We start from the raw sequence: 24,677 nt of genomic DNA, 5'->3' as shown, positions 1-24,677 counted from the left end.
TTATTTGCCCAGTACTTTGATCGTGCAGTAAGCGAATAAAAACCAATTCAAGAACCGTTTGTCCCTTTCAGGAAGCTAAAAGCCTAAATAAAGCGGTGTAAATTGAAATCGAGTACTGATTAGGTTAAGATGATAAGTATCTAGTGAATGATTTAGTAGAAAACGGTTTATTTCGTAATGGAATTTGCTTGTCAAAAAAATAGATACTACGAGTTCACTTTGTATCTATCAAAGAATAAAAGGAGAAGCTGATTACGATGAAAATAACAGATATACTAACAATGGGTCATTTGGAATACAGTGAAACCTTGGATCAATCACTTAATGTAAAAGGGATCACCGATAATTCAAATGAAGTCGGTCCTGGCTATATCTTTATAGCAATCAAAGGACATATGGCAGATGGGCACATCTATATCCAGCAAGCCATTGTTAATGGCGCGATCCTTATTATTGGGGAAAATGATCGCATAGATTTAACAGTTCCATATTTGAAAGTAAAAAATGCTCGAAAGACACTAGGTCAAGTGGCAAAGGAATTTTATAAAGATCCATCAAAAGATAAAATTATGATCGGCGTCACGGGGACTAATGGCAAAACAACGATTAGTTTTTTAGTTAAACAGCTCTTAGAAAAACAAGGTTACAGTGTTTCTTCGATTGGGACCATTTACAATGAAATCAATGGGAAAAGGATCCAATCTGTCAATACGACCCCAAATGCAAAAATGATCAATCAATTGCTAAGGGAATCGAACGATCAAGTTGTAGTTATGGAAGTATCTTCTCAAGGTTTAGAACAAGACCGTTTGGAGGGGATCCAGTTTGATTATGCTTTATTTAATAATTTACAACATGATCATTTAGATTACCACGATACAATGGAAGAATACTTTGAATGCAAAGCCTTATTGTTCGAAAAACTTAAGCCGGATGGTACAGCTATAATCAATTATGATGACAGCTGGGGCAAAAAGCTGACCGAACGTTTGACTGCGGAAGGAAAGATGGTCGTGACCGTTGGCGAAGAACCAACTAATCAGGTTCAAATTCTAGCTAAAGAGCTGGATAATGTTTCAGTAAGGTATAAAAATAATGAATATGATTTGTGGTCACCCTTGCCCGGAGTGCATAATTTGGAAAACTTAACGATGGCTAGTTGTGTCGCTCACGAACTAGGAGTACCGTATGAACAGGTAACGCCTTATATGGCTCAGTTTTCAGGCATCGTAGGACGATTTGAAATTTTCCACTTAGCCAACAAAGTAACGGTCGTCGTTGATTACGCTCATACGCCGGATGCTTTAGCTACTTCAATCAATACAGCTATCAGCAAGGGCGCAAAACGCATCATAACCGTATTCGGATTTGCCGGAAACCGTGATGAATCAAAGCGAAAAGCGATGCTGGAAAATGTTTGTCAGTTAAGCACACATGCTATTTTAACGGTAACCGAACTTTTTGGTTCGACGATCGACAACTTATACGCTGATTACGTATCTATCCAAAAAGAGTGTCATGTAGAGGATAAAACGAGTATTATTATGGATCGAACACTAGCTATTCAAAAAGTGATCAGAGGAGCTCAAGCAGGTGACTGGGTATTGTTACTAGGTAAAGGGCATGAGCAGTACAAAGAAAACTATGCTTTAAAGACCAAAACAGATCAAGAAACAGTAAACTATTTGCAAGAATAAGGAAATCAGCTCTCAACTTCAAAACGGTGATCGGTAATGAGAACGAGTTGATTAATAAGTTACAACAGGGAAGAGGGAACTGACGATGAGCCTTAACGAAAAAGAAAAGAAGATTCTAGAAATCATTCGTGAAAATCCTTTTATAGCACAACAAGAATTGGCGGATGATATTGGATTATCCCGTTCAGCTACAGCGAATCTTATTTCAGGACTTGTCAAAAAAGATTATTTGTTGGGAAAAGCTTATGTGTTAACTGAAGAAGAACCAATCATCTGTATTGGCGGAGCGAACGTTGATCGCCGCTATTTGATAAAAGATACATTGATCCAAGGAACGTCAAACAATGTGCATTCTCGTAAAAATGCTGGTGGCGTAGCACGTAATGTAGCTGAAAACTTAGGACGACTAGAAGAAAAAGTGAAGTTTTTTTCGGTAGTCGGCAATGATGTTGAATCGACGATCATTGAAAAACATTCGGAACATTTTATGAATATCAAAGCTGTCGATAAAATAGAAGGCTGTGCTACTGGTACATTCATGGAAGTGATCGATTCTACTGGCAAAATGGTTTTAGGTTTAGCAGAAATGGATATTTTTGATAAAATGACGGTTGAGTGGATCAATAAGCACCTTTCTGTATTAAAGCGAGCAAAATACATCATCATCGACTTAAATTGTCCTAAAGAAACGATTGAATTTTTAAATGGTTTTGCTATCAAACACAATATACCGGTTACTTTACTGACCGTTTCGGTTCAAAAACTAACAAATATCCCTTGTTTCTTAGGTGGAATAAAAGTGTTGATCACAAAACACAATGAAACAGAAGCTCATTTTGATATGACTATCGATACGGACGAAGATTTAAAAGAGGCTGTCAAAAAATGGTTAGATAAAGGACCAGAAAATGTCTTTATTTCTAAAGGCAGTACTAAAATAGCATTTGGAAATCAAAAAGGTGAGATTTCTATTTTCAATTATTCAAGTGAACAAAATGATCAGTACAATTGGGGCATGAATGAAGCTTTTTGTGCTGGCTTAGTTCATAGCTACTTGCAGGATAAGTCGATCTATGAAAGCATCGGTGTAGGGTTAACAAATGCTTTCCTTACTTCTCAATCGCTTTATGTTGTTCGACCTAATTTATCTAAGAACCAATTGCAAAGTGAGTATAATGGATATTTATCAAAAGAAAAATTTATAAATAAGTAGTGATTTTTGTTTAATGGAAATCGAAATAAGATAGATTTCATTTGAGTGATATGCTATCTTTAAAGCAAATAGAAAGATAGTGAGGAAATTAAAAATGAAAATAGTGAAAGATATTGGAACAGCTCTAGCAGTAGTACTTGTTTCTGTTTTTGTGATCATCGCCGGGATCAGTTTCTTTTCCGCACCTGATAGTAGCGGATTACTCGGATACAAAGGGTACACAGTTGTGAGCGGCAGTATGGAACCCGAGATAGCGGTCGGTGATTTTATCATTGTTGAAACGGAACCTTATGCTGATGTTGAAAAAGAAGATGTGATCACGTTTCAATACAATCAAGAACTCGTCACACATAGAGTGAACGATAAAACGGCTGAAGGCTTAGTGACCAAAGGGGATGCAAATAACATCCAAGATCAAGGTTTTGTTACAGAAGAAACCTACATTGGGACTCAAAAAATTCTGATCCCTTATTTTGGGTACGTCGTTACTTTCTTACAAAAACCGATTGCCTTTGCTATAGTTGTTGCTTTCATGGGTATCTATCTTATTCATCTGTATATTAATCCCAGCACAAAAGAGGAAGAAAAGAGCAATATTTAAATGAACAACTGTTTAGTAAAAGCATTTCCACTCGATTTTCAAAAACTTTTAAAAAGAATTTTTATACAGTATATAGCGGATTCATTGAATAGAAAGTGGATAAAACCATCCACCTTCTATTTTTTTTTGGTTTTTTTAGGCATTTTAATGGCGTTATAGCGAAAAAATCAGCCATTAAAATAAATGAAGATCATAAAAAAAAAAACGTTATTTATATTTATTACAAATAACACCTTTTTTTTAATAAATAGACAATTTTAATTGGCTATATCCATGAAAACGGTTTTTTTATACATTTAATATTCAATTTATGTTTTTTTGGTTTAAACAAATGTTGTTTTATTGTTTGAAATCAGATGATCTCTCATACAGTTTTATAACAAACATTTTAAAAATCCCATTATAATGCCGTTAGTTTGATTATCAAATAAAAAAATAAAATAAGTAATCCTAAACAAAAGTTATATCTTGTGAGATGAATATTTATGATTTTGTATAAAAACTAACCTGTTTGACTTATCTTTATCCCGGGATTATAGTTACTAAAACCGAAACAAAAAACTAAATAAAATGCGTAAATAAAATGCGATGGAGGAGAATATAAAATGAAAAAAACATCAGCTAACAACAGAAGAAAAAAATTACCATTACTACTAGGAGCATTACTGATCATCAGTGTGGCAGCATACGGAACTCGGGCATATTTCTCAGATAGTGCAACACAACAAGCGGATATTAAATTAGAATTAGGAAATTTAGACATTGAATCAGTTGATAGCTTATGGAAATATACTCCAGAAAATGGTAAAGTTAATTCCGCTTTATTAACTGGCACAACTTCAGTGACAAATAATATGACTGTTACAACTGAAAATGCTAAAAATATTACAAATGTTCAACCAGGAGATAAATTTGAGAGAATATTTGAATTTAAAAATGTCGGCAGTTTAGAACAGAATGTGACAGTGAAAAATACTGTATCAAGCAATACTGATAGTATTTTTAATGTTAATTTTGAACCAATTGAAGCTGCTAGTGGACTATCAACTAATGGCATAATTAAAAAAGATGAATCTGTAAAGTATAAAATGACTATCAGTGTTAATACAGAAGATTCTTTTGACGCAACAAATAATCAAAAAAATAGTAAGACGCTTAATAAAGACAGTCTAATTTTTAACGCACTTCAGGATGCTACTGCTACAACAGATATTATTAAAAATGCAGTTACGGTAACAGCAAATCAAGTAAATAAATAAGCAAAATTAGTCTAAAAAATAACGAATCATATAATAAAAACTAATAAATTAAGGAATGGCTGACATAAGGAGGAAATAAGTAGATGGAAAAAATAAAGTTAATGATAAAAGTGTTTATATATATCAATGCACTATTCTTCATGACTTTCTACTTAATTCCTTCCAGTAAAGTTTTTGCAAGTTTTACTGATAGTGCTAGCTTAAATGCAGGAGTAAAGTTGACTTTAGGCAACTTGGACTTGTCTCCTGAACAAAATGAAACTACCACTGGATTAACCTACTTAGGTGGGGATCCAGTTTTACTTTCTTCTCATGTTTTAAAAAATAAAGGAACATTGGATGGCAAACTGGCTTATAAGATTCAAGTCACGGAAAAGGGAACAGATACTTTGGTTAATGATAGTGAAATCCAAATAATAATGAATTTTGACTTTGCATCAGATAACAAATCGATTCCTGCTTCAAAAATAAATTCAGCTAACTATACATTTGTAACAGACAACAAGAATAATGAATGGATTTTTGATGGAAATCAGGAAAAAGATGCTCCAGTAACAATCGAATATAAAACTAATACCGTACCTAAAAAAAATCGTGATATTGATATTACAGTTACATTTCTTTTGGTACAAACTAATTCATCTGAACCTAAAGAAACGATGTTTTATGATAAAGTTTCTTTCAAACATGAATTAAAACTGAAAGCCGAAGAAGTACCAGATCCTAACTATTGGCCAGCAGCCGATGATAAGAATTGGAAATGGAATAATGAAGTAAGATACAATGATGCACAATTTGAAAATATCATGTATTTTAGTGAACTAGAGTCAGGCGATGGAGTTCGAAATTTAAATGATAATGTGCTTTATATTGAACTGCCAGAAGGAAAGTTGAAAGCAGACGATAATTTCCGTATTGATCAACCAGAAGGTTATAATATAAAGGCAGAGGTAATGGAGAATAGACGATTTATTAAACTAACTTTCTCTTTTGATATATCAAATAAAAAAGCTGAGAATTTATTAACTCAACCTAACTATTACAAGGTAGACTTTCATTATGATGGTAGTAGACCGAATACGTATGTGAAGTTTGCTAGTGATTTATTGCCTTTAGTTCAAAAAAGAATTTTATTAAATACGGATGAAAAAACTTCAAATGAGTTTAAAATATTGCCAATTTATACTACTTTAAATCAAAAGAAACTAACATTTAAACATACAAGCTTAGGTGATAATTGGAATGGTAATAATCTGGGGGATTCTTTAGCTGACGCGAATCTGTTATATAAGAATCTGTACGCTGAGATTGTTACAGAACCAACGCTGTTTGACTTGAGTCTGCATAAAGCTGATCAAAATGATAAACAAAATTATTTGTTAATCAATACAAGTAAAGCTGCAAAATCGTCAGACAAGGATAAAAAAGGAAAGCTTAAAATAATTATTGTAGGAAACACTGGAAATAGGTTAGTGATTTACCGAGATGTAATAATGACCCAATAAAATAATAAAATCGAGTAATTATTATCAAGACAGAAATCAAAGTAAACAAAAATTCCTTTTCCTCAATAATACTGCCATAACCAATATAAAGAATCAAAAAAAGCTCGCTAAATATAGCGGGCTTTTTTTTGTGGCTTTATTATAGGTACTAGTTTGAAAAAAATTTCTTTGAAGTAACCCTTAACTAATAAAACTTTATGCCGATTATATAGGTATAAGATAGAATATAATGAAATAATAGTTTATACTTAACTTATAAAAATAAGGGCCTTACATCAAAAATAAATTTTTATACAATGTTTTTTTCAAAACGTTATATTATCAATAAGGATAATAAATATGCTGTATAATAATTAATTTTAATTGAATAATAGGGAGCGGTGTTTTTTTATGATAAATCCAACAGTTCAAACTCACATAAAAAGAAGGAACACAAATCACCTTCGTTTAAGTTTAATTGTACTTTTAGGATTGACCGCATTTTTATCTGGTTATCTTTTCCAACCTTTATCCGTTAAAGCAATAGATGGATTGACTAGTGCCTATCAAACTAACTTTTCATCAGAACAGATGGACAATAAAAAACCTATTGTAGCTATTGCTGATCCTAGCAGAACAGAAAAAGAGTTAATGGAACAAGCGAATGCTTTAAAACAAGTAAAAGATCAAGAAGTGACCATTCTAACTTACAGTGGTTACACTATACAAACTGAAGAGTCTAATACTGAAAATAAATTGGAACACAAAGTTGAAACCACAAGTGAAGGGGTAAGAATGACAAATTTTTACTATAATGTGAATGCGGTTTCAAAATCAACGCTATCAAGAAGATGGGACGTTAGTAAAAATAATTTTGACTTGGTAAGCGGTCTTCTTACGATCGAACTAACGATTGAAGAAGGGTTAACTGTTGATGAAATCTTGACTCAGTCAAAAGGGTTGACAGAATTGTTAATGATCCATAATGCAGAGAAGGAGATCCAAGCTATCGATCTTGAGATCAAAAGCGGTAAAGAAAATTATTTCTTTGAATCAGTAAAAGCAGATACATTAGAAAGCACAAAAATGATTTATACCAACTAAAATAGAAAATCCGATTCTTTAAAAAAAAGAACCGGATTTTTTGTTTGTTATTTTTGAATAAACCATCTTTTGTATCCGCTTTACTTAAAAAACTATGATACAATAAGAAAAGCTTATTGTAGTGAATAAATCAGATAAGACAAATATGTTTAGCATAGTCAAGGAGGAATACGCATGTCAGGATGGTCAATAGTTGGTGTTGTGGTAGCAATTGTATGTGTCATTATTCTTTATTTATATTTACAAAACACCCAACTAGAACGAACACAAATTGAAATAAAAATCCCGTTTACAGGGAAAAGTTTAAGCGGAGCAAAAATAGTTCAATTGAGTGATTTGCATTTGCCGCGTCAAGGCGTATCGGTAAAAAAATTGATTGAAAAAGTAGCACAAGAAAAACCGGATATGATCGCATTGACCGGTGATTTGATCGATGTGCGAGATGATTTTCCGCAAGAAGAATTAGAATTCTTGTGTCGCTCACTAGTTGAGATTGCTCCAACCTTTGCAGTGACTGGCAATCATGATTTGAATTCAGGACATCTACAAAAATGGGAAGCAACATTAACTTCTGTAGGTGTAAGGGTATTGATCGATGAAGCGGATTGGTTGCCGATTGGCGAAGCCGGGATAGTTGTGATGGGATTGTCGGAAAAAGAAGATTTTAGTTCAACACCAAAGCCTATTTTAAGAGGCGTGATGATAGAAGAATCTTTGCGGACAAAGCCGCGTATTTTATTGGCACACCGTCCAGAATTATTCGAAGAGTATTTAATGGATCTAACACGTGTACCTGCCCTTACGCTTAGCGGGCATGCTCATGGAGGACAAGTAAGATTACCGTTCTTAGGCGGCTTATTTTCGCCAGGACAAGGGAAGTTGCCAACATTTACTAATGGAGTCTATTATGACCCTGAAATGCCGGCTTACCGGATGATGGTCAGCCGTGGTATCGGGAATTCGACTTTCCCACTTCGTATCAATAATCGACCAGAAATAGTTGTTATCGTACTGCACTAAGAAACTAAAAATAAGCAATCAAAAAAGGAAAGTGGCTAAACACAAAACCAGAATTTTGTGTTTAGCCACTTTCCTTTTTATTTTGTAAGTGTTATCTTTTGAAGTTTGAGATACTCTTGTTTAAACTGAAGATAACAAAGTTTAGGAGGCGGATAACTATGGTAGAAAGCTTATTAGACAGAATGGCGTTGAACAATGGGTACACGATTCCGGGAATTGGATTAGGAACAAGCGGAATGACAGGAAAAGAGGCTGAAGATGTCGTTTTTTCAGCAATTATGAAAGGTTACCGACTAATCGATACAGCTTCACAGTATGATAATGAAGAAGATATTGGGCGCGGGGTCAATCGTGCTATTAGTTCAGGTATTTCTCGTGATGAAATCTTTTTAGTTACCAAAATTTGGAAAACGGATGCTGGATTTGATAAGGCTACCCAAGCTTTTGAAGCAAGTTTAAACCGATTGAACCAACCTTATGTAGATTTGTTGATGATTCATTGGCCTGATAAAGATGATGCAGTTAATCTAGAAACGTGGAGAGCGTTAGAAGCTATTTATGAATCTGGCAGGGCTAGATCGATCGGAGTATCTAATTTTAGCAGAGCCGACTTATCTGAATTGTTGAAAGAAGCCCAAGTACGTCCAGCAATCAATCAATTTGAAATTTATCCAGGAAATCCAAATGAAGATTTAAACGACTTTTGTGATTCTGAAAATATTGTCAGCATGGCTCATAGTCCATTGAAAAGAGGAAATATCAGCAAAGAACGCCATTTGACAACGATTGGCGAAAAATATGGCAAGACAGCATCACAAGTAGCCATACGCTGGGATATCCAACGAAATGTTATTCCAATTCCAAAATCCAGCAACAAAGACCGTATTCAAGAAAATATCGAAGTGTTTGATTTTATGTTATCAAATGAAGACATGGATACGATCAACAAATTAGATAAGCAAAATAGAGATCGAAATCCTAACAGTTTGATTCGTTCTGAAGTTATGCGAGCACGTAATCATAGAGAGCAAAAACATGGTGGAAAATAAAAAACTGATATCAGATACCGCTTTTTATAAATAAAATAAGGACCTTAGTGAATATAAGATACTTTATAGCTAACTGTTCAGTAAATTGCCAATGGATAAAGTGCTTTTAAAGCACCGATTATTCATTGGTTTTTTTTTGGAAAAATCAAAAAGGACAAATGTTTAGATTTGATTTACTGTTTAAATATTCATTTTGATCATAATTTGCCTATTGTAGTGCAGATATTGAAATGAAAATTTGATTAAAAAATGATATAGTTATTTTACAGAACAAAGAAGGAGTGAAGCCATGAAGAATAGGAACAAATGTTTGTCATTTATTCGTCATTTGCCTAACTGGACCTATCCCTCTCCAAGCTCTTACACTGACTTTTAAGGAAGAAAAAGTATACCTATACCTATACCATACCCCATACCCCATATATTGAAACTATTCCTACTGAAAACGATCACGTATACCCACGATTTGTCTGGCAAACTTATCTTTACGGATGGTTTTTTTAAGTTATTTAATCATAACATCCAGCTTTTCATTCTCCTCATCTACTCACAATATTCCATGCCAAGTTGTGGTAGATCTTAACCCCCGCAAAAAAACTGTGTTATACGTCTCCCTAAGAATCGTCTAGCGAGATAGACGATTCTTTATTTAGCGAAAAATAGTTCTGCTTCGCATACATAGGTCGAATAAGTAAAATAATAACGTGGGAGAGAGGATCACCATGAGGTTATTAATGGATTCAAGTTCATTAAGGCGTCTGGAACTAGGAGTAAAATATGGAGTAAAATTGATCTTACCAGCTTACTTTCAAATGGAAAGTGTTTATCAAGAAATTTTAGCTGATAACGTAAACTATCAAATACTAGAATGCTTGTACCAAGAAAAGTTAGAATCTATCGAAGATTACGCTGAAAATTTATTTACCAGTACATCTTCTATTGTCCGCAGTATTAAACAAATCAATTTATTTCTTGAAGAATATAATTTGACTTAAAAAAAACCTATGAGGATAACAGGGTCAGAGAAACAGATTTGGTATTTTTACAGTCTTTTTTTCTGGGAAAAATAGGGGACTAAAATGAGTGAAAACCAACACGTTGAATTCGTTGAATTAGATGAAGCAAGATGTATGATACAAGAACTTGAAAAAAACAGACTTAACTCTATTACATATCGTGGAAAATAAACTAGCTATTTGTTTGCTTATTTGCCTCGAACGTATCAGCAAAGGATACATACTGCAGAAATATACAGATCCTATTAAAGAGAGTCAGACGGTTCTAGCAATTATTGAAGATCTCTCAAAAGATATAACTCTGACAATTCAAAAGCCAGAAATCGAATTTAGGGGCTTTTACTTTACTGATCAATATCTGAATCCTGAGCCTCAACTCAAACAATTGCCGGAAGAATTACTGGCTATTTTTCAGAATATTGGCCAATTCATAACAAATATTTCCGGAAAATATTCTTTCGCGTTGCCGAATAAAGAAGTTGTGCAACAAAATATTTTCCATCCTATTGTCTACAACAGAGAATTTCAAGGAAGCATTTTTTTGATCAATCACACTAAGAATACGTTGGTGAATATAGATAACATGTATCATCCGTTTATAAAATTAGTTTTTGAAGAAATAGAAAGTAGCCCTAACAGTAGGTGGATAAAGGAATCAAAACAAGAATTTATCGAGCTCTAGTATCTTCTGATCGTTTATTGGGAAGGCTCATGAATTTTTTTAGCAGATATTTTAGAGAGCTATTTTCCTAATGAATTAGATTGCTTTAGCGAGACGGATAAACAATTCAAAGATTCAGAAATGAAAGTTGTGGTAACAGACACTCAAGTAGAGGCACCCCGAAAAAATCTACTAAATGAAGTTCCCGTGATCGGTATTGAGTATGTAACCAATGATTGTGTTTTCTAGAGGCAGTAATTGAGTAAATGCATACTCTGATTTCAATTAAGGAAAGAAATATGGTATGATAAAAGAAAAAAACGGTTGCACTAAAAGTGTGAACGGATGATTAGGTGGGGTTGAGAATGGTATTAAACTTAGGAATTATTGGAACAAATTGGATCACGAATCAATTTGTGGATGCAGCGATCGCTACACAAGAGTATCAACTAGTAGGGGTATATTCAAGATCGATCGAAAAAGCCAAGTCTTTTGGTGTTCCGTACCAAGCAACGGTATTTGAGACTAGTTTAGAAGCCTTTGCAACAAATTCAGATATTGATGTTGTTTATATCGCTTCACCAAATAGCATGCATTACGAACAAGCCATTACTTTGATGGAAGCTGGCAAACACGTAATAGTCGAAAAACCTATTTTTTCTAACCCGCGCGAATGGGTCGATGCAGCAAGGGTAGCTGAAGAAAATAAGGTGTTTTTATTTGAAGCTGCTCGTCATGTACACGAAGAAAACTTTAAAATCGTCAAAGAAGAAGTGAAGGCACTTGAAAATCTGCAAGGGGCAACCTTTACTTATATGAAATATTCTTCTCGTTATGATGCAGTTTTAAGAGGTGAAGAGCCGAACATCTTCTCACTAGACTTTTCTGGAGGCGCCCTAGCTGATTTAGGGGTCTATCCATTGTATGCAGCCCTTGCGTGGTTTGGTGTTCCAGAAACAAGCCATTATTTCTGTACTAAGATCGCAACAGGCGTAGATGGAAAAGGGACGATCATTTTACGCTACAAAGATTTTGATGTGACAATATTAGCCGGTAAAATCGTTAATTCTTTCTTGCCAGCTGAAATTTACGGCCTAAACAAAACTTTGTCGATGGACAGTATTGAATCGATCACAACGATCGACGTCATTGATTGCAAAACAAAATTGAAGGAAAGCATCGCGAAAAAAACGTCTGAAAATCCAATGATGGATGAAGCGAAAGATTTTGCAGATGTGATCAACTTCCCTGAAGACGTTAATAAGCAAAAAGAATACAAAGAATGGCTGACTTTAAGCCAACAGGTGAACCAATTGATGACCGATTTACGTAAAGATGCTGGCATCGTTTTTGTGGCAGATGAACAATAAAATAATACTAATGTGGAGAAGCCCGAATAGTTTATTCGAGCTTTTTTTCATTTTTTCATCAAAATTAGAACGATGGATAACAGAAAAGTTAGCCGAAAGCGAATAATTTTGATATGATAGAGGTTGACAGCAACACAAAAGAAACGAGGATTAAATGATGATAGAAAATAGTTTACCCGCATTTAAACAATATTGGGAAACATTAGCATATAAAGAACCTTCTGCTATTCAAGAAAAAGTGTATGAACCTTTAAAAACCGGGAAAGACGTGGTAGGGATCTCACCAACGGGAACTGGTAAGACAGTAGCCTATACTCTTCCGACCCTTGAACAAGTTGAACCTAAAGCAGGCTTACAAATTGTTATCTTGACACCTTCACAAGAATTATCGATCCAAGTCGGAGAAGTAGTCCAAGAGTGGGCAAGCCAACTTGGTTTAAACGCTCAAACCATCATCGGCGGGGCAAACTTAAAACGCCAACTGGATAAATTGAAAGAAAAACCGGAGATCATCGTTGGGACTCCAGGACGTATTTTTGAAATTTCTGAAACCAAGAAATTAAAATTACATGCTGTAAAAACGGTCATTTTGGATGAAGCCGATCAATTGTTGCAACAAGAGCAATTGGCAACCGTCAGAAAATTAGTCAATAAAATGCCTGGACAACGCCAAATGGGATTCTTTTCGGCTACTAGCAATGAATTGATGCAAGATTTAAACAAATGGTTCAATGTGGATCCAGAATGGATCGATGCCACAGAAGATGATCGTTCTAAAGGTGAAGTGCTGCACGCTTATATCGAAACACCGACGCGTAAACGTGTCGAGACGCTTAGACGTTTGACACATATGAAGGATTTCAGAGGATTGGTTTTTGTCAACAATGTTGCTAATTTGACATTAGCTTTTGAAAAGCTGACGTATGAAGGAATCTCAGTAGCTGTTTTACATGGCGAAAAATACAAGACCGAACGCAAACAAGCCTTGCAGCAGTTTCGCGATGGCAAAATCAAATTATTGTTAACAACGGATGTCGGGTCTAGAGGATTAGACATTCAAGGCTTACCGTATGTGATCCAATATGATGTCCCGCTGACGAAAGAAAGCTACATTCACCGCTCAGGCCGCACTGCTCGTATGGGTAAAACAGGGACTGTTTTAACTTTAGTGAATGAACGAGAATTAAGAGAATTCAAGAAATTGATCTCGTCGCTAGAAATCAAATTAAGCCGCGTTTACTTGCACGGAGGCGAAATTGTGAAAGAACTTCCGGTAGCTGAAGAACAGCCGGAGAGAGTTGAAGCCGTAAAAGCACCGGTCAAAGTGAAAAAGACTATCAAACCAGCTCCAGCGAAACCGGAAAGAGAGATCGTTGAACCGGTTTTCAAAAAGAAAAAGCACCGCAAAAAAGTGGACAAAAATAAGGGTGCACGTAGAAAAACAAAAAATAAAGAGACAACCCAAACGAAAAACGAAGAGGCTGGTACATAACCAGCTGAGAATAAGAAAAGGGGTCTGCTTAGGTAGCGACCCCCAAAAGTTAGAGTGAAATCTAAACTTTTGGGGGTTGTTTTTATGACAAAATATAGTGAAGAATTTAAGTTACAAGTTGTTCAAGAGTATCTAAACGGCCCTTTGGGCTTTCAATTACTAGCGAAGAAATATGCTCTTTCCTCTACAACTCCCCTTAATAATTGGGTAAAGGCATACCGAAAACTTGGTTTGGACGGTTTAAAAAGGAAACAGACGAAAGCAGCTTACTCTGTTCAATTTAAGGTAGATGTATTACACTTTATAAAACAGACAGGCACTTCTTATTCAGATACAGCCATTACCTTCGGCATGAATAATCCTTCCCTTATCGCAAATTGGAATCAAGCTTTCCAAGGCAAGGGAGTTGAAGGCCTAAAACCACACCCAAAGGGGCGTCCTTCAATGACTAAAAAACCAAAAAAACAGCAACAGAAACCAGGCACATCAGCAGATTGTTCTAGACAAGAATTAGAACGAGAAATTGAACTACTGAAATTGGAGAATGCCTATTTAAAAAAGTTGAAAGCTTTTCAGAAGAATCCCGACGTCTTTCTCGAAAAGCACAAGCAGCAGTGGCATACGAACTTAAAGAAGAAGGATTCAAACTAAAAGATATCCTTCTGGTGGTGGGTATTCCAGAGTCAACCTATCACTATTACGTAAAGCAATTAAAAAAAATAGATAGTAATCAGCGACTAAAAGAACAGATTGAACAACTTTTCTTTCAGTTCAAAGAGCGATTTGGATACAAACGCATTACAAATGAACTGAAGAAACTAGGTTATAGTGTCAATCACAAGAAAGTTTATCGTCTCATGAAAGAAATGGGTTTGAAGTGTGTTAAATTTATTAGAAAATCTCGGAAATATAACTCTTATAAAGGAAAAGTAGGCACTATTGCCAAGAATAAGTTAAATAGACGCTTCTCTACATCCATCACTTTACAGAAGCTCGTCACCGACGTGACAGAGTTTAAATGTACAGGCGGAGAAAAGCTCTACCTTAGTCCTATTCTAGATCTATTTAATAGTGAAGTGATAGCTTATGGAATAAATAAACGACCTATCCTGGACTTAGTGATGAAACCTTTGGAAGAAGCCATCGGCATGCTTAAAGAATACGCCACGGTTCGTACCACTCTTCATTCTGATCAAGGTTGGCAGTATCAGCATAATCATTGGGTCAAAACACTAAAGAAAAATAACGTTTTTCAGAGTATGTCTCGCAAGGCGACTTGTGCAGATAATGCGGCAATAGAAAATTTCTTCGGCATCCTAAAACAAGAAATGTATCATGGGGAGAAATTAGTCAGTTATGAGGAATTGAAATCAAGAATTGAAGAATATATCGAATGGTATAATCATGTTCGATCAAAAGCAAAATTGGCTGGCTTAAGTCCGGTAGAATACCGAATTCAAACCAGCCAATCAGCTGAATAATAAAAACTCTAACTTTTAGGGGTCAGCACCTTATCAGGAAACTGATGAACAGACTTTTTTTTGTTCTATATCGCTTGTTTAATAAGTGGTGTCGGTGTTCGAAAAGAAATTACTTCTGGAATAACGGGTTTATTTGTGGAGAGCCATGGAAACGCCTGAAGCCTAAAAGGAAAGTTGTCATGGTTGTTGCTGCTTTAGCAGCTTACAAACATGATACACTTGGGCGTTATTTGCCCACAGTGCTTCATTTTAGGCTACAAGCAAACCCTATTCCGACAGAAATTTCAGGTAAGTGATTAAACTAATTTCATCTGAATTTTTTGATAAAAAGAGTTAAAAGTATGGTAGTCAATTGTAGTATCATTTTCTTCCGATGAGGCTACTTTTAGGAGTATCCTTAGAATCACTAGTTGGATCAAAGAGGCTTGGACTTATGTCCTAGCCTCATCGTTTTTCACCTTCAAATGCCAATTTCAGAGCATGTTTCAAAGCAGTTAAGGCAACTATGCGCTTCATATAGCCTGGAAATAAGGTTTGATGACGAAGTTGAACAAGAATTTGGCGTCACTCCTTCGAGAAGCGTCGTTCTACGAAGGAGTGACACTCCAAAAAAGCTTCACTCCTACGTCAAAGCGTCTCTGACGTGGGAGTGAAGCAAACAAAGATCCTCACTTCTACGTCAAAACGGGTTTCACGTAGAAGTAGAACAAAAAGAGCCTTCATTTCCTTTCGTAAGTGAAAGAAAACGAGGGATCTTACAAGTCCAAAATGCAGCCACGACAACTATACGCTTCATATAGCCCGGAAATAAGGTTTGATGACGAAGTTGAACAAGAATTTGGCGTCACTCCTTCGTGAAGCGTCGTTTTACGAAGGAGTGACACTCCAAAAAAGCTTCAGTCCTACGTCAAAGCGTCTCTGACGTGGGAGTGAAGCAGACAAAGATCCTCACTTCTACGTCAAAATGGGTTTCACGTAAGAGTAAGAGTGAACAGGCAAAAAAAGAGCCCTCATTTTCTTTCGTAAGTGAAAGAAAATGAGGGCTCTTTTTTACTTGTCCAGATCAGAGATCATCACTTGGGATTTTCCAACCGGCGTCTAAAAATTCTTGTGACGTAACGGGGTAGAAAATAACGGATCCGTTTTTGGATCTTAAGACAAACAAGCTGCCTTTTTTTACAAGTTCCAGTGTCAATGAGTAGGTTTCATCAGTGTTTTCAAGGTCTGAATCGGGTGTATAAAGTTTTAACGTTAGTGTCGATCCTTCGATAGTGTGATCAAGGATATCACTGCTTCCTAGCGATGTTCCCCATTCTCCAGGAACAAAAGCATCATCGGTGATCGCAACGGTATATTTGCCGATATCGGATTGGAACGGTTCGGTTTCTTTTGAGTCAAAAGTAGCCCAGTACCCTTTAAAATCAGCAAATGTGATGATCCCGTCATCTTGTTTTAGATTGTTTGATTCGATTGGCGTAGCAACTACAGCGGTCGGATGAGAAGAAGTCGATTCTCGTTGAGCAGAAAAGGAGCTATCTGCATTCACGGCTAGTTCATTTTTACCACAGCCAGTAACAATAACAAAAAAAATTAGCAAAAAACTAAGGCCAAAGAGGGGGCGTATTGAAATAGGATGACAGCTTGCCTTTAATTTATGCATCAAAATACCTCATTTCATTTTGGTCAAATTCTCTAACGACAGTGTACCAAGTTTCATTGAAGAAACAAAGCGATATGCGCTAGTGGGAAAAATAACGAAGCGTTGGCAATAGGTGTATCTAGCGCATGTTTTGTGTATGGTAGCATACTCCTAAATAAAGAAAAAGGGTTGTTTTACAATTAACGCTAAGATAAGTGTAAAAGGTTGACACACGTTTTCATTTTGATGAAAATGAATATGAGAAGAAAGAAAAATGGAGTCTTTGTCTAAGTCTCGATCATAAAAAGTGAGGGTGAGCGAGTATGATAAAAAACGGATTATTTACGATAGCTATTGGATTTGTTGTCGTTATATTGGGTCTTACCGATTTTGAAGGACGCCAGATACTCATGTTAGGAATCGGTATCCTGTTGATCATTTTAGGTTTTGCTTTATACAATAAGGGAGAAAAGAAAGCCGATTGACCATTTAAAGAACTGTTGGCTGGAAATACCGTGGATCAGACGATGAAATGATAGCTGAATTTCATTGTTATTTGACATGAGTGATGGTTTATAAGCAGAAATGACGATCACAGCAGTTTAGAGCGCTCACTTTTACTAAAAGTGAACGCTCTAAATATTGAAAACTTATTGACAGCAAAGTGTATGAATCATATAATACAGAAGAAGTGTGCTAAGTAGTTTGTACGCCTTTTTTTTATTTAGTGTGTATTAAACAGTTAATACAGTCAGAGGAAAATATAGAGAAACAGGAGGCTGTTATGAACGTAAATTTTAATAAACGCGATCCGCTTTATGAGCAAGTCGTGCGTCATTTTAAAGAAGAGATTGCAGCAGGAGTACTAGTGCCTGGTCAAGAAGTTCCATCTAGACGAGAACTGGCTAATCAATTGAAGATCAATCCCAACACTGCTCAGCGAGCTTATAAAGAGATGGAGGGACAAGGCTTGATCCATACCGAGAGCAATTCACCCAGCAGGATCACAAGAAATCAAACTATTTTGGGTACTGTTCAAGATGAACTGTTAGAAGAAGCGATCTCCTCGTTTATTTCGGCCATACGTCCGATCCGAGTTCCGCTTGATAAAGTCATTGGATTGATCAAAGAGAAGTATGTTGGTGGAGTTGTAGGAGAAAAGGAGGAGTAAAATGATCCAAGTAAAAGAGTTGACGAAAAAATTTGGCCGAAAAAAGGTTTTAAAGGGTATTTCATTTACTGCTGATAAGGGTGAGATCACTTGTATTATCGGCATCAACGGTGGTGGAAAAACCACGATACTGAACGCTATCATGAACCTAACTCCCATGAATAGCGGGGAGATCTTGATTGATGGTGAAAAGATCAGTAAAAATAGTTATGACAAAATCACTCTCATTCCCGATACGATGACGATGCTGCCAGAATTCAGGATCGAACAGGCTATGCAATTCATGAACGATTTTTATCAAACATGGAATCAAAAGCGAGCCGATGAATTACTAGGCTTTTTCAAACTAGCAAAAGAGGATAAGATCTCTTCGCTTTCTAAGGGAAACACAGCCAAGGTGAATTTGCTGCTGGGGCTAGCTTTAGATGTCGATTATTTGTTGATGGATGAACCTTTTTCAGGTATCGATATATTTAGCCGAGAACAAATTGCGGCTGTTTTTACTAGTCACTTGATTGAAGATCGCGGCGTGATCATTACGACACATGAAATCAACGATATTGAACATTTGATCGATAAAGTCGTGCTGATTGATGAGGGACTAGTCTTGCGGGAATTCAATGCAGAGCAAGTTCGTGAAGAGGAAGGAAAATCGGTTGTTGATGTGATGAGAGAGGTGTTCCAACCATGAAAACGTACTTGAAACTAGTGAATTTTGAATTTAACCGCTGTGCAAAATTATATGCTGTATTGATCGGGATGACGGTCGTATCGCAGTTGATTGCCGTTTTTGCAGCATCCAGAGGGTACATAAATCAATTGAATGAAGCTCTCTATCAAAATAAGATCCCTAAAGCACAGTTTTTAAGTGAAACGGGTGAAATAAGCATGTTCGAAGTCGTCAATAATGTCTGGTTTTACTTGCCGATCGTCATCTGTATAACGGCGATATTATTTTATAGTTTCTTTATCTGGTATGTCGAGTGGATGGGGAAGAATACGTTTATCTACCGGTTATTGATGCTGCCAACCTCCCGTATGACTATTTTTTGGTCCAAATTAACGACGATTGCCTTGATGATTTTTGGACTTGTTTCGATACAACTTATTTTATTACTGATTGAAAGCCAATTATTAGAAGTGCTTGTTGCAAGCGAGTTTAGACTGGATCTGTCGGTTCGACAAATAATTGAAGTATCGCTGTATCTTTCGATCCTTTTACCGAAATCATTTGTATCATTTGTCAGCTATTATGGTGTTGGGTTCACGTTGCTTTTCTTAAGTTTCACGGCCATATTATTCGAAAGAAGTTTTCGTTTAAAAGGGCTGATAATGGGACTGATTTTTGGAGGGACCTTGTTTCTCTTGTTTGGATCACCAGTCATTGCCAGAGAGTTCTTCGGCTTTGATTGGCTTTATCCAGGTGAAATCCTTGTCATAGAGGTGGTTTTAGGAATACTCGTAATAGCAATCAGTAGTTGGGTAAGTCACTACTTGTTGCATAAAAGAGTAACGGTTTAAAAGGAGGCGAAGAAGATGAAACGTTATGGAAAATTGAGTGTTATAGCAGTATTAGTCGTTCTGACGATTGGAATTTATTATATTCAACCTATTTTTACGGCAGAGACAAAGCCGGAATTTACGATTTCAGAAAAAAAAGGTAATCAAGAACTGATCGAGGATATGACGATAGAAGGGTATTACCATGAAAATAATTTATTTGGGATAGGAACAGATCTGGAAATCACACCAGAGGGTACGACCTATTACTCGAATCAGCCTTATCAGAACCAACTGCAAGGCAGTGTGAGTGCCAATAAAAAAATGACTCAGCTACAAAAAAAGTACCGCAGCTTTATGCGAGGGAAAAATTATTTTTTAACTAATTTTTTTGAAGATGAATCGATTTTAGCTTATGCGGAGATAACGACGAATCGCTTCTCATCCGTTACTGAAGAGTCTGAATTCAAAATCGAAGTATTAAATAAAAAGACTGAGGAAGTTCTTTCATATTCAGTTGATTTTCCAAAAACAACTGAATACGTATCTATCTATGTCGAAGATGTTCAAGTAGCAAACAATAAACTGATCGTTGTGACAAACGGTTACGCATCAAATAAAGACGATATGCAAGATGAGCAGCATTTGTATTCGATCGATCTACCAAATGAAAAAATTGAAAAAGACGAAAAAATCCAGTTGGATCTAGTAGATGTAACAGGTAAGCAGGTCCAATATGTTGAATTGATCAATGAAGCAACGGATATCGCTTCAGCGAAATTTTTAGTTTACCGTGTAGTGCTAGAGGATACGCAGATCGAAATGGAAATCAATCAAGGAGAGCAAGAAATAGCTCCGCCCGTATATGGTCTGATAGGGGTGAATGTAGAAACAGGAGAACAATTTTTGATTGATATTTCAAAAGAAGTAGGCAGTCAAGGACTAGGAGATACGCTGCCGCTTGAAAACATGACTTTGTATACATATAAAATCAATGAGACTAGTCTATCGATTTATGCGTATCAGTTGGACCAAAAAGAACTGACTGAAGTTGAATCTGTTGCATTATCAAAGACCCAAAAAAAAGCTTTAAAAGAGGGTATGACTATGCAAATAAATGAGGGCCTTGCTTTCTTTGTAAGCAGTTCTAATGCATCAGACAAAGATATGCAGATCATGACTTTTGATAGTCGATCTGGAGAACTGGTTCTTGAAGGTGCAATAGATGAGAAAGCCAGTAAATCAGTTAAAAGAGATGAGCTTGGCCTTTACGGCATTTTATTTCAATACTAATAGCAGACAGTAAAAAAGAAGAGCGACCTCTTTCCCATTCGTAAAATGGAAAGGAAGGCCGTTCTTCTTTTTTGAATATTATTTTGGGGTCAAATATTTAATTGTTCTGACCAGATGATCCTAGAGAGATTTGAACTCCCGACCTAACGTTTAGGAAACGTTTGCTCTATCCACCTGAGCTATAGGACCTCTTCAACACAGGTTCTATTTTCTCATAGTTTAAAATAAATGTCTACCTGTAAAAATTAAAAATTAGATAGATCTCTAGAAAACACAATCATTGGTTACACATTCAAAAACCTGCGATTTAATGAGTCTCTTCAACCGTTTCCTTATCCGCTGAGAGCTCCGGAACGGGCAAACTAACAATGCTGCGGTCTAAAAGAAAAATATTGGTCAGTTGTTGGGCCATTTCAGCAGGCGAAGAAGTGTAATTTTTTTCATCCCATTCCACTAAATAGCCGTATATACCATTTGCAATATATGCACCTAGAAGGTTTTGCGATTCTAGTGAGTAGCGGGCAGTTGGGAAAAATTTTGCTATCAGGAATTCTTTTAGGACTGCAGAGAACTGCAAATGGAAGTTTAAAAAACCGGCATGATGAACGGCAAAATGAAAATAATTACGATGAGCATAGGTAAAAGTGAAAATAGCATCCGATAAAGGAAATGTTTTTAAGTTCGAGTAGCAGACTTCCTGATAGTTATTTTTCAGCATAACAGCAAACTTTTCTAAACAATCATCTTGTATTTCCTTTAGAATATCTTCTTTATAAGCATAGTGTTTATAAAAAGTTCCTCGATTCACTCCAGCTTGATTGACGATATCTGTGATCGTAATGGTTTTGAAATCTTTCTCTTCTATTAATTCAACGAGAGCATCAGATATGGCTTTTTTACTTCGTGTAATGCGTATATCGATTACCTCTTCTTGTCGCATAAAGATTCCTCCCCGTATCAGAATAAACTGAATAGATTGATAGCCATGTATGTTGAGCGAACTATTAAAAAGCAAGAAATATATATTTATAACTAGTAGTATACAGTAAAAGAAGATTGAAAAGATAAGATTTGCTAAAATAATAAGTGGACATTTAGTGACAAGTCGCTTATTTGTAAGTATTTGTTCATATTTTTCCTGATGAAAGGGCCCAAAAAAAGCAAAGGATCCAAAAAAGTACGTAATAATTAAAAAACATATGCTATAATTGAATTATAAGAACATATTGGTCAGTATTTCTAAGGAGTGGGAAGGAAAATATGGGAATAAGGAAATTAGTGAAAAGATGGATCAGGGTTCAAAATAAAGAAGTTGTTCCAACGGATGCCGCTGTTTTGGAAAAAAGTGGGGACGTTTTTCTTGATCATGAAGTAGATCCAAAAATAGACTATAATGCATTTTATGAGATGATCAATAAAGAAACTGAATTAACAGGTATAGTTCTATCGTCTCAATATGATGAAGAATTAGCTAGCGATAGTGTGACGCTAGAAGTAAAAGGATTACCCGTTTTTATTGTGCGGGAAGAGCTAGAATTTAAAGTGCAACAACTGCCTTTGCTGCGTTTTGTAGGTGAAACGATCCAATTTCAGTTGATTGAAGTAAATGAAACAAAAGGTAGATTGTTCGGTTCGACAAAAAAAATAAAAGAAAGAGAATTCGATAAACTACATAAGCAACTAGAAGAGGGGGAAATTTTTCAGGCTAAATTAACTAAAAATTTGCGTTATGGAGCTTATTTTGTTATCGGAAATATCTCTGTCCAAATGCTCAATAAAGATTTCGCTGAAGATCATACAACGATAAGCGATATTTTAACTATCGGCGATTCGATAGAAGTCAGGTTTAATCGGATCACTGATAATAAAAACTTACGCGTAGAACCACTTAAGAAATATAAAAATGAAGTATCCGTTTCATTAGCGAATTTAGAACCTGATAAAATCGTTTTGGGAAACGTTAGAAATATCAAAAAATGGGGCATCTTTGTTAGGATCGCACCAAATTTAGATGCACTCTGCTCTATTCCGCTCCATCTAGCAGTAAGAGAAGGCGACCAAGTCAATTTTAAAATCACACAAGTCCTAATAGAAGAGAAACGCGTTCGGGGTAAAATCGTTTGTTTGATAGACAATGATTAAAAAAATAAGCAAAAGAAGAATGACTCGGCAACAGCCGAGTCATTCTTCTTTTGCTTTAGCGGAAGTAAAAACTACAATTATAGATTAGAAAATCCAAGACCTGATCATTTTTTCAGACTAGAAGACTAAGCCCAATCGCCATTACGGAATACTGGGACTTTGCTGCCGTCTTTGCGGATACCATCGACGTCCATTTGGTCAGAACCGATCATGAAGTCGACGTGGACAGTTGAGCGGTTTAAACCAGCTGCTTTTAATTCTTCTTCGGTCATTTCTGTTCCACCAACTAAGTTAAAAGCGTAAGCAGAACCTAATGCTAAGTGATTTGAAGCATTTTCGTCAAATAATGTATTGTAAAAAACGATACCGGATTGAGAGATAGGAGAAGGATCTGGAACTAAGGCAACTTCACCTAAACGTGCAGCTCCTTCGTCTGTCGCGATCAGGTTCTTCAAAACATCTTCGCCTTGTTCAGCCGTAACATCTACAACTTTGCCATCTTTAAAGGTGAATGCCATATTTAAAATGGTATTCCCAGCATAGCTTAACGGTTTAGTGCTGCGAACTACACCATCGACACGATTTGCGTCAGGAGCGGTGAAGACTTCTTCAGTCGGCATATTAGCCATGAAACGTTCGCCACGGACATTGTCGCTGCCGGCCCCTTCCCAAAGGTGACCTTCTGGCAGACCAACGGTTAAATCAGTACCAGGAGCGGTATAATGCAATGCGATAAATTGTTCTTTATTTAGTTCTTCAGCTTTTTCATTTAGGGTAATATCTTTTTTAGCCCAAGACGCAACAGGGTCAGCATCATAAAGGTTGACGGCTTTAAAGATAGCATCCCATAACGCATCAATTTGTTCTTCTTCCGTTGTTAGAGCTGGGAATACTTTGGCAGCCCATTTAGCACCGGCAGCTGCAGCAACGGTCCAACTCACTTTATTAGCTTGAGTAGCTTTGCGTTGTTCACTCAGCGCTTTACCAGCGGCAGATTGGTACGCAGCGATCTTGTCGCTGTCTACGCCAGATAGTGCATCAGGATCAGAAGAACGAACGCTGATACGGCTAGCTCCTTTAGCGATTTGGTCTAATGATTCATCGATTTTGTATTGTGGAATATCCGTTAAGCGCTCTTGAGGTGTTCCGATAAATTGTTCACGGTTCACGATGTCATCTGCCCATTTCACAATGACTTCTGTTGCACCAAATGCATAAGCTTCTTTTGTGATCAAACGAGCCAATGGTGCTTGATCGACATCGATTTGTAAGACAACAGTGTGTCCTTTTGTAACATTTACACCCGATTTAACTAATAAATGAGCATATTTTTGTAAATTTTCTTCAAAATTTGGCAATACCATATTTTTTTCCTCCTAGAGATACGAAATGAGGCTAAAACAAAAAAACGAAAGTTATAAGTAGCTCTTTCAGTTCGTTTTGTCTCAAACTCTTACTAAACAATAATAGCATATGAAAGAGCGA

The 24,677-nt window shown here is 36.2% G+C and carries 22 protein-coding genes, 1 tRNA gene and 1 pseudogene; 20 read left to right on the top strand and 4 right to left on the bottom strand.

Annotated features, from left to right (window positions below):
- Positions 1 to 257 precede the first annotated feature (257 nt).
- From BR50_RS01635 to BR50_RS01570, 14 genes and pseudogenes are all read left to right on the top strand, one after another.
- Positions 258 to 1,697 carry a UDP-N-acetylmuramoyl-L-alanyl-D-glutamate--2,6-diaminopimelate ligase gene (locus tag BR50_RS01635; protein ID WP_034545536.1) on the top strand — a complete coding sequence of 480 codons (1,440 nt, stop codon included), beginning with the start codon at positions 258 to 260 and terminating at the stop codon, positions 1,695 to 1,697.
- Between the two features lie 85 nt (positions 1,698 to 1,782).
- On the top strand, positions 1,783 to 2,910 hold the full coding sequence (locus BR50_RS01630) for a carbohydrate kinase (RefSeq protein ID WP_034545533.1): 1,128 nt from the start codon (positions 1,783 to 1,785) through the stop codon (positions 2,908 to 2,910).
- A gap of 94 nt (positions 2,911 to 3,004) precedes the next feature.
- On the top strand, positions 3,005 to 3,511 hold the full coding sequence (locus BR50_RS01625) for a signal peptidase I (protein ID WP_034545530.1): 507 nt from the start codon (positions 3,005 to 3,007) through the stop codon (positions 3,509 to 3,511).
- A gap of 605 nt (positions 3,512 to 4,116) precedes the next feature.
- Entirely contained in the window at positions 4,117 to 4,770 is a 654-nt protein-coding gene (locus tag BR50_RS12390) for a hypothetical protein (RefSeq protein ID WP_051905707.1), read from the top strand.
- 83 nt (positions 4,771 to 4,853) lie between these two features.
- The gene (locus BR50_RS01615) at positions 4,854 to 6,275 is read left to right on the top strand and encodes a hypothetical protein (protein WP_034545528.1); all 1,422 of its coding nucleotides are present in this window, start codon (positions 4,854 to 4,856) and stop codon (positions 6,273 to 6,275) included.
- A gap of 390 nt (positions 6,276 to 6,665) precedes the next feature.
- Positions 6,666 to 7,358: a hypothetical protein gene (locus tag BR50_RS01610; RefSeq protein ID WP_245792804.1), complete on the top strand. Its 693-nt coding sequence runs from the start codon at positions 6,666 to 6,668 to the stop codon at positions 7,356 to 7,358.
- 174 nt (positions 7,359 to 7,532) lie between these two features.
- On the top strand, positions 7,533 to 8,378 hold the full coding sequence (locus BR50_RS01605) for a metallophosphoesterase (protein ID WP_034545526.1): 846 nt from the start codon (positions 7,533 to 7,535) through the stop codon (positions 8,376 to 8,378).
- Positions 8,379 to 8,536: 158 nt separating this feature from the next.
- Positions 8,537 to 9,427 (top strand): aldo/keto reductase, encoded by an 891-nt coding sequence (locus BR50_RS01600; protein ID WP_034545523.1) that lies wholly within the window; start codon positions 8,537 to 8,539, stop codon positions 9,425 to 9,427.
- Between the two features lie 722 nt (positions 9,428 to 10,149).
- Positions 10,150 to 10,497 (top strand): annotated as a pseudogene (locus BR50_RS01595) (helix-turn-helix domain-containing protein).
- Positions 10,498 to 10,570: 73 nt separating this feature from the next.
- Positions 10,571 to 11,125, top strand: a complete 555-nt coding sequence (locus BR50_RS01590; protein ID WP_143298368.1) for a hypothetical protein — start codon at positions 10,571 to 10,573, stop codon at positions 11,123 to 11,125.
- 344 nt (positions 11,126 to 11,469) lie between these two features.
- Entirely contained in the window at positions 11,470 to 12,474 is a 1,005-nt protein-coding gene (locus BR50_RS01585) for a Gfo/Idh/MocA family protein (RefSeq protein ID WP_034545517.1), read from the top strand.
- A 154-nt stretch (positions 12,475 to 12,628) separates the two neighbouring features.
- Positions 12,629 to 13,966, top strand: coding sequence for a DEAD/DEAH box helicase (locus tag BR50_RS01580; RefSeq protein WP_051905706.1), 1,338 nt, complete (start codon positions 12,629 to 12,631; stop codon positions 13,964 to 13,966).
- Between the two features lie 84 nt (positions 13,967 to 14,050).
- Complete coding sequence (locus BR50_RS01575) at positions 14,051 to 14,617, top strand: helix-turn-helix domain-containing protein (RefSeq protein WP_034545514.1); 567 nt, start codon at positions 14,051 to 14,053, stop codon at positions 14,615 to 14,617.
- Positions 14,581 to 15,447 carry an IS3 family transposase gene (locus tag BR50_RS01570; RefSeq protein ID WP_081884465.1) on the top strand — a complete coding sequence of 289 codons (867 nt, stop codon included), beginning with the start codon at positions 14,581 to 14,583 and terminating at the stop codon, positions 15,445 to 15,447. The genes BR50_RS01575 and BR50_RS01570 overlap by 37 nt, the downstream gene beginning before the upstream one ends.
- A gap of 1,063 nt (positions 15,448 to 16,510) precedes the next feature.
- On the opposite strand, the gene BR50_RS01565 is transcribed toward BR50_RS01570, so the two are convergent.
- On the bottom strand, positions 16,511 to 17,107 hold the full coding sequence (locus BR50_RS01565) for a hypothetical protein (RefSeq protein ID WP_034545511.1): 597 nt from the start codon (positions 17,105 to 17,107) through the stop codon (positions 16,511 to 16,513).
- A 302-nt stretch (positions 17,108 to 17,409) separates the two neighbouring features.
- Between BR50_RS01565 and BR50_RS12860 the strand changes: the two genes are divergently transcribed.
- From BR50_RS12860 to BR50_RS01545, 5 genes are all read left to right on the top strand, one after another.
- Entirely contained in the window at positions 17,410 to 17,571 is a 162-nt protein-coding gene (locus BR50_RS12860) for a hypothetical protein (protein ID WP_170206174.1), read from the top strand.
- A 299-nt stretch (positions 17,572 to 17,870) separates the two neighbouring features.
- Positions 17,871 to 18,257 carry a GntR family transcriptional regulator gene (locus BR50_RS01560; RefSeq protein ID WP_034545508.1) on the top strand — a complete coding sequence of 129 codons (387 nt, stop codon included), beginning with the start codon at positions 17,871 to 17,873 and terminating at the stop codon, positions 18,255 to 18,257.
- A 1-nt stretch (position 18,258) separates the two neighbouring features.
- Complete coding sequence (locus tag BR50_RS01555; protein ID WP_034545505.1) at positions 18,259 to 18,948, top strand: ATP-binding cassette domain-containing protein; 690 nt, start codon at positions 18,259 to 18,261, stop codon at positions 18,946 to 18,948.
- Positions 18,945 to 19,778, top strand: a complete 834-nt coding sequence (locus BR50_RS01550) for a hypothetical protein (protein WP_034545502.1) — start codon at positions 18,945 to 18,947, stop codon at positions 19,776 to 19,778. The genes BR50_RS01555 and BR50_RS01550 overlap by 4 nt, the downstream gene beginning before the upstream one ends.
- 15 nt (positions 19,779 to 19,793) lie before the next feature.
- Positions 19,794 to 21,050 carry a hypothetical protein gene (locus BR50_RS01545; RefSeq protein ID WP_034545499.1) on the top strand — a complete coding sequence of 419 codons (1,257 nt, stop codon included), beginning with the start codon at positions 19,794 to 19,796 and terminating at the stop codon, positions 21,048 to 21,050.
- A 115-nt stretch (positions 21,051 to 21,165) separates the two neighbouring features.
- Here the strand turns inward: BR50_RS01545 and BR50_RS01540 are convergent.
- Positions 21,166 to 21,239: transfer RNA gene (locus BR50_RS01540), tRNA-Arg, on the bottom strand.
- A 118-nt stretch (positions 21,240 to 21,357) separates the two neighbouring features.
- Positions 21,358 to 21,990, bottom strand: a complete 633-nt coding sequence (locus tag BR50_RS01535) for a TetR/AcrR family transcriptional regulator (RefSeq protein ID WP_034545497.1) — start codon at positions 21,988 to 21,990, stop codon at positions 21,358 to 21,360.
- A 320-nt stretch (positions 21,991 to 22,310) separates the two neighbouring features.
- On the opposite strand from BR50_RS01535, the gene BR50_RS01530 reads away from it, so the two are divergent.
- Entirely contained in the window at positions 22,311 to 23,192 is an 882-nt protein-coding gene (locus tag BR50_RS01530; RefSeq protein WP_034545494.1) for a hypothetical protein, read from the top strand.
- A 125-nt stretch (positions 23,193 to 23,317) separates the two neighbouring features.
- Here the strand turns inward: BR50_RS01530 and BR50_RS01525 are convergent, their stop codons facing one another.
- The gene (locus BR50_RS01525) at positions 23,318 to 24,556 is read right to left on the bottom strand and encodes an aminopeptidase (RefSeq protein WP_034545492.1); all 1,239 of its coding nucleotides are present in this window, start codon (positions 24,554 to 24,556) and stop codon (positions 23,318 to 23,320) included.
- Positions 24,557 to 24,677: the final 121 nt, after the last annotated feature.

This window comes from Carnobacterium alterfunditum DSM 5972 (assembly GCF_000744115.1).
GTDB classification, from domain to species: Bacteria; Bacillota; Bacilli; order Lactobacillales; family Carnobacteriaceae; genus Carnobacterium_B; species Carnobacterium_B alterfunditum.
Note: the sequence above shows the minus strand (reverse complement) of the source record. Positions and strands in the feature narration are given on the sequence as shown.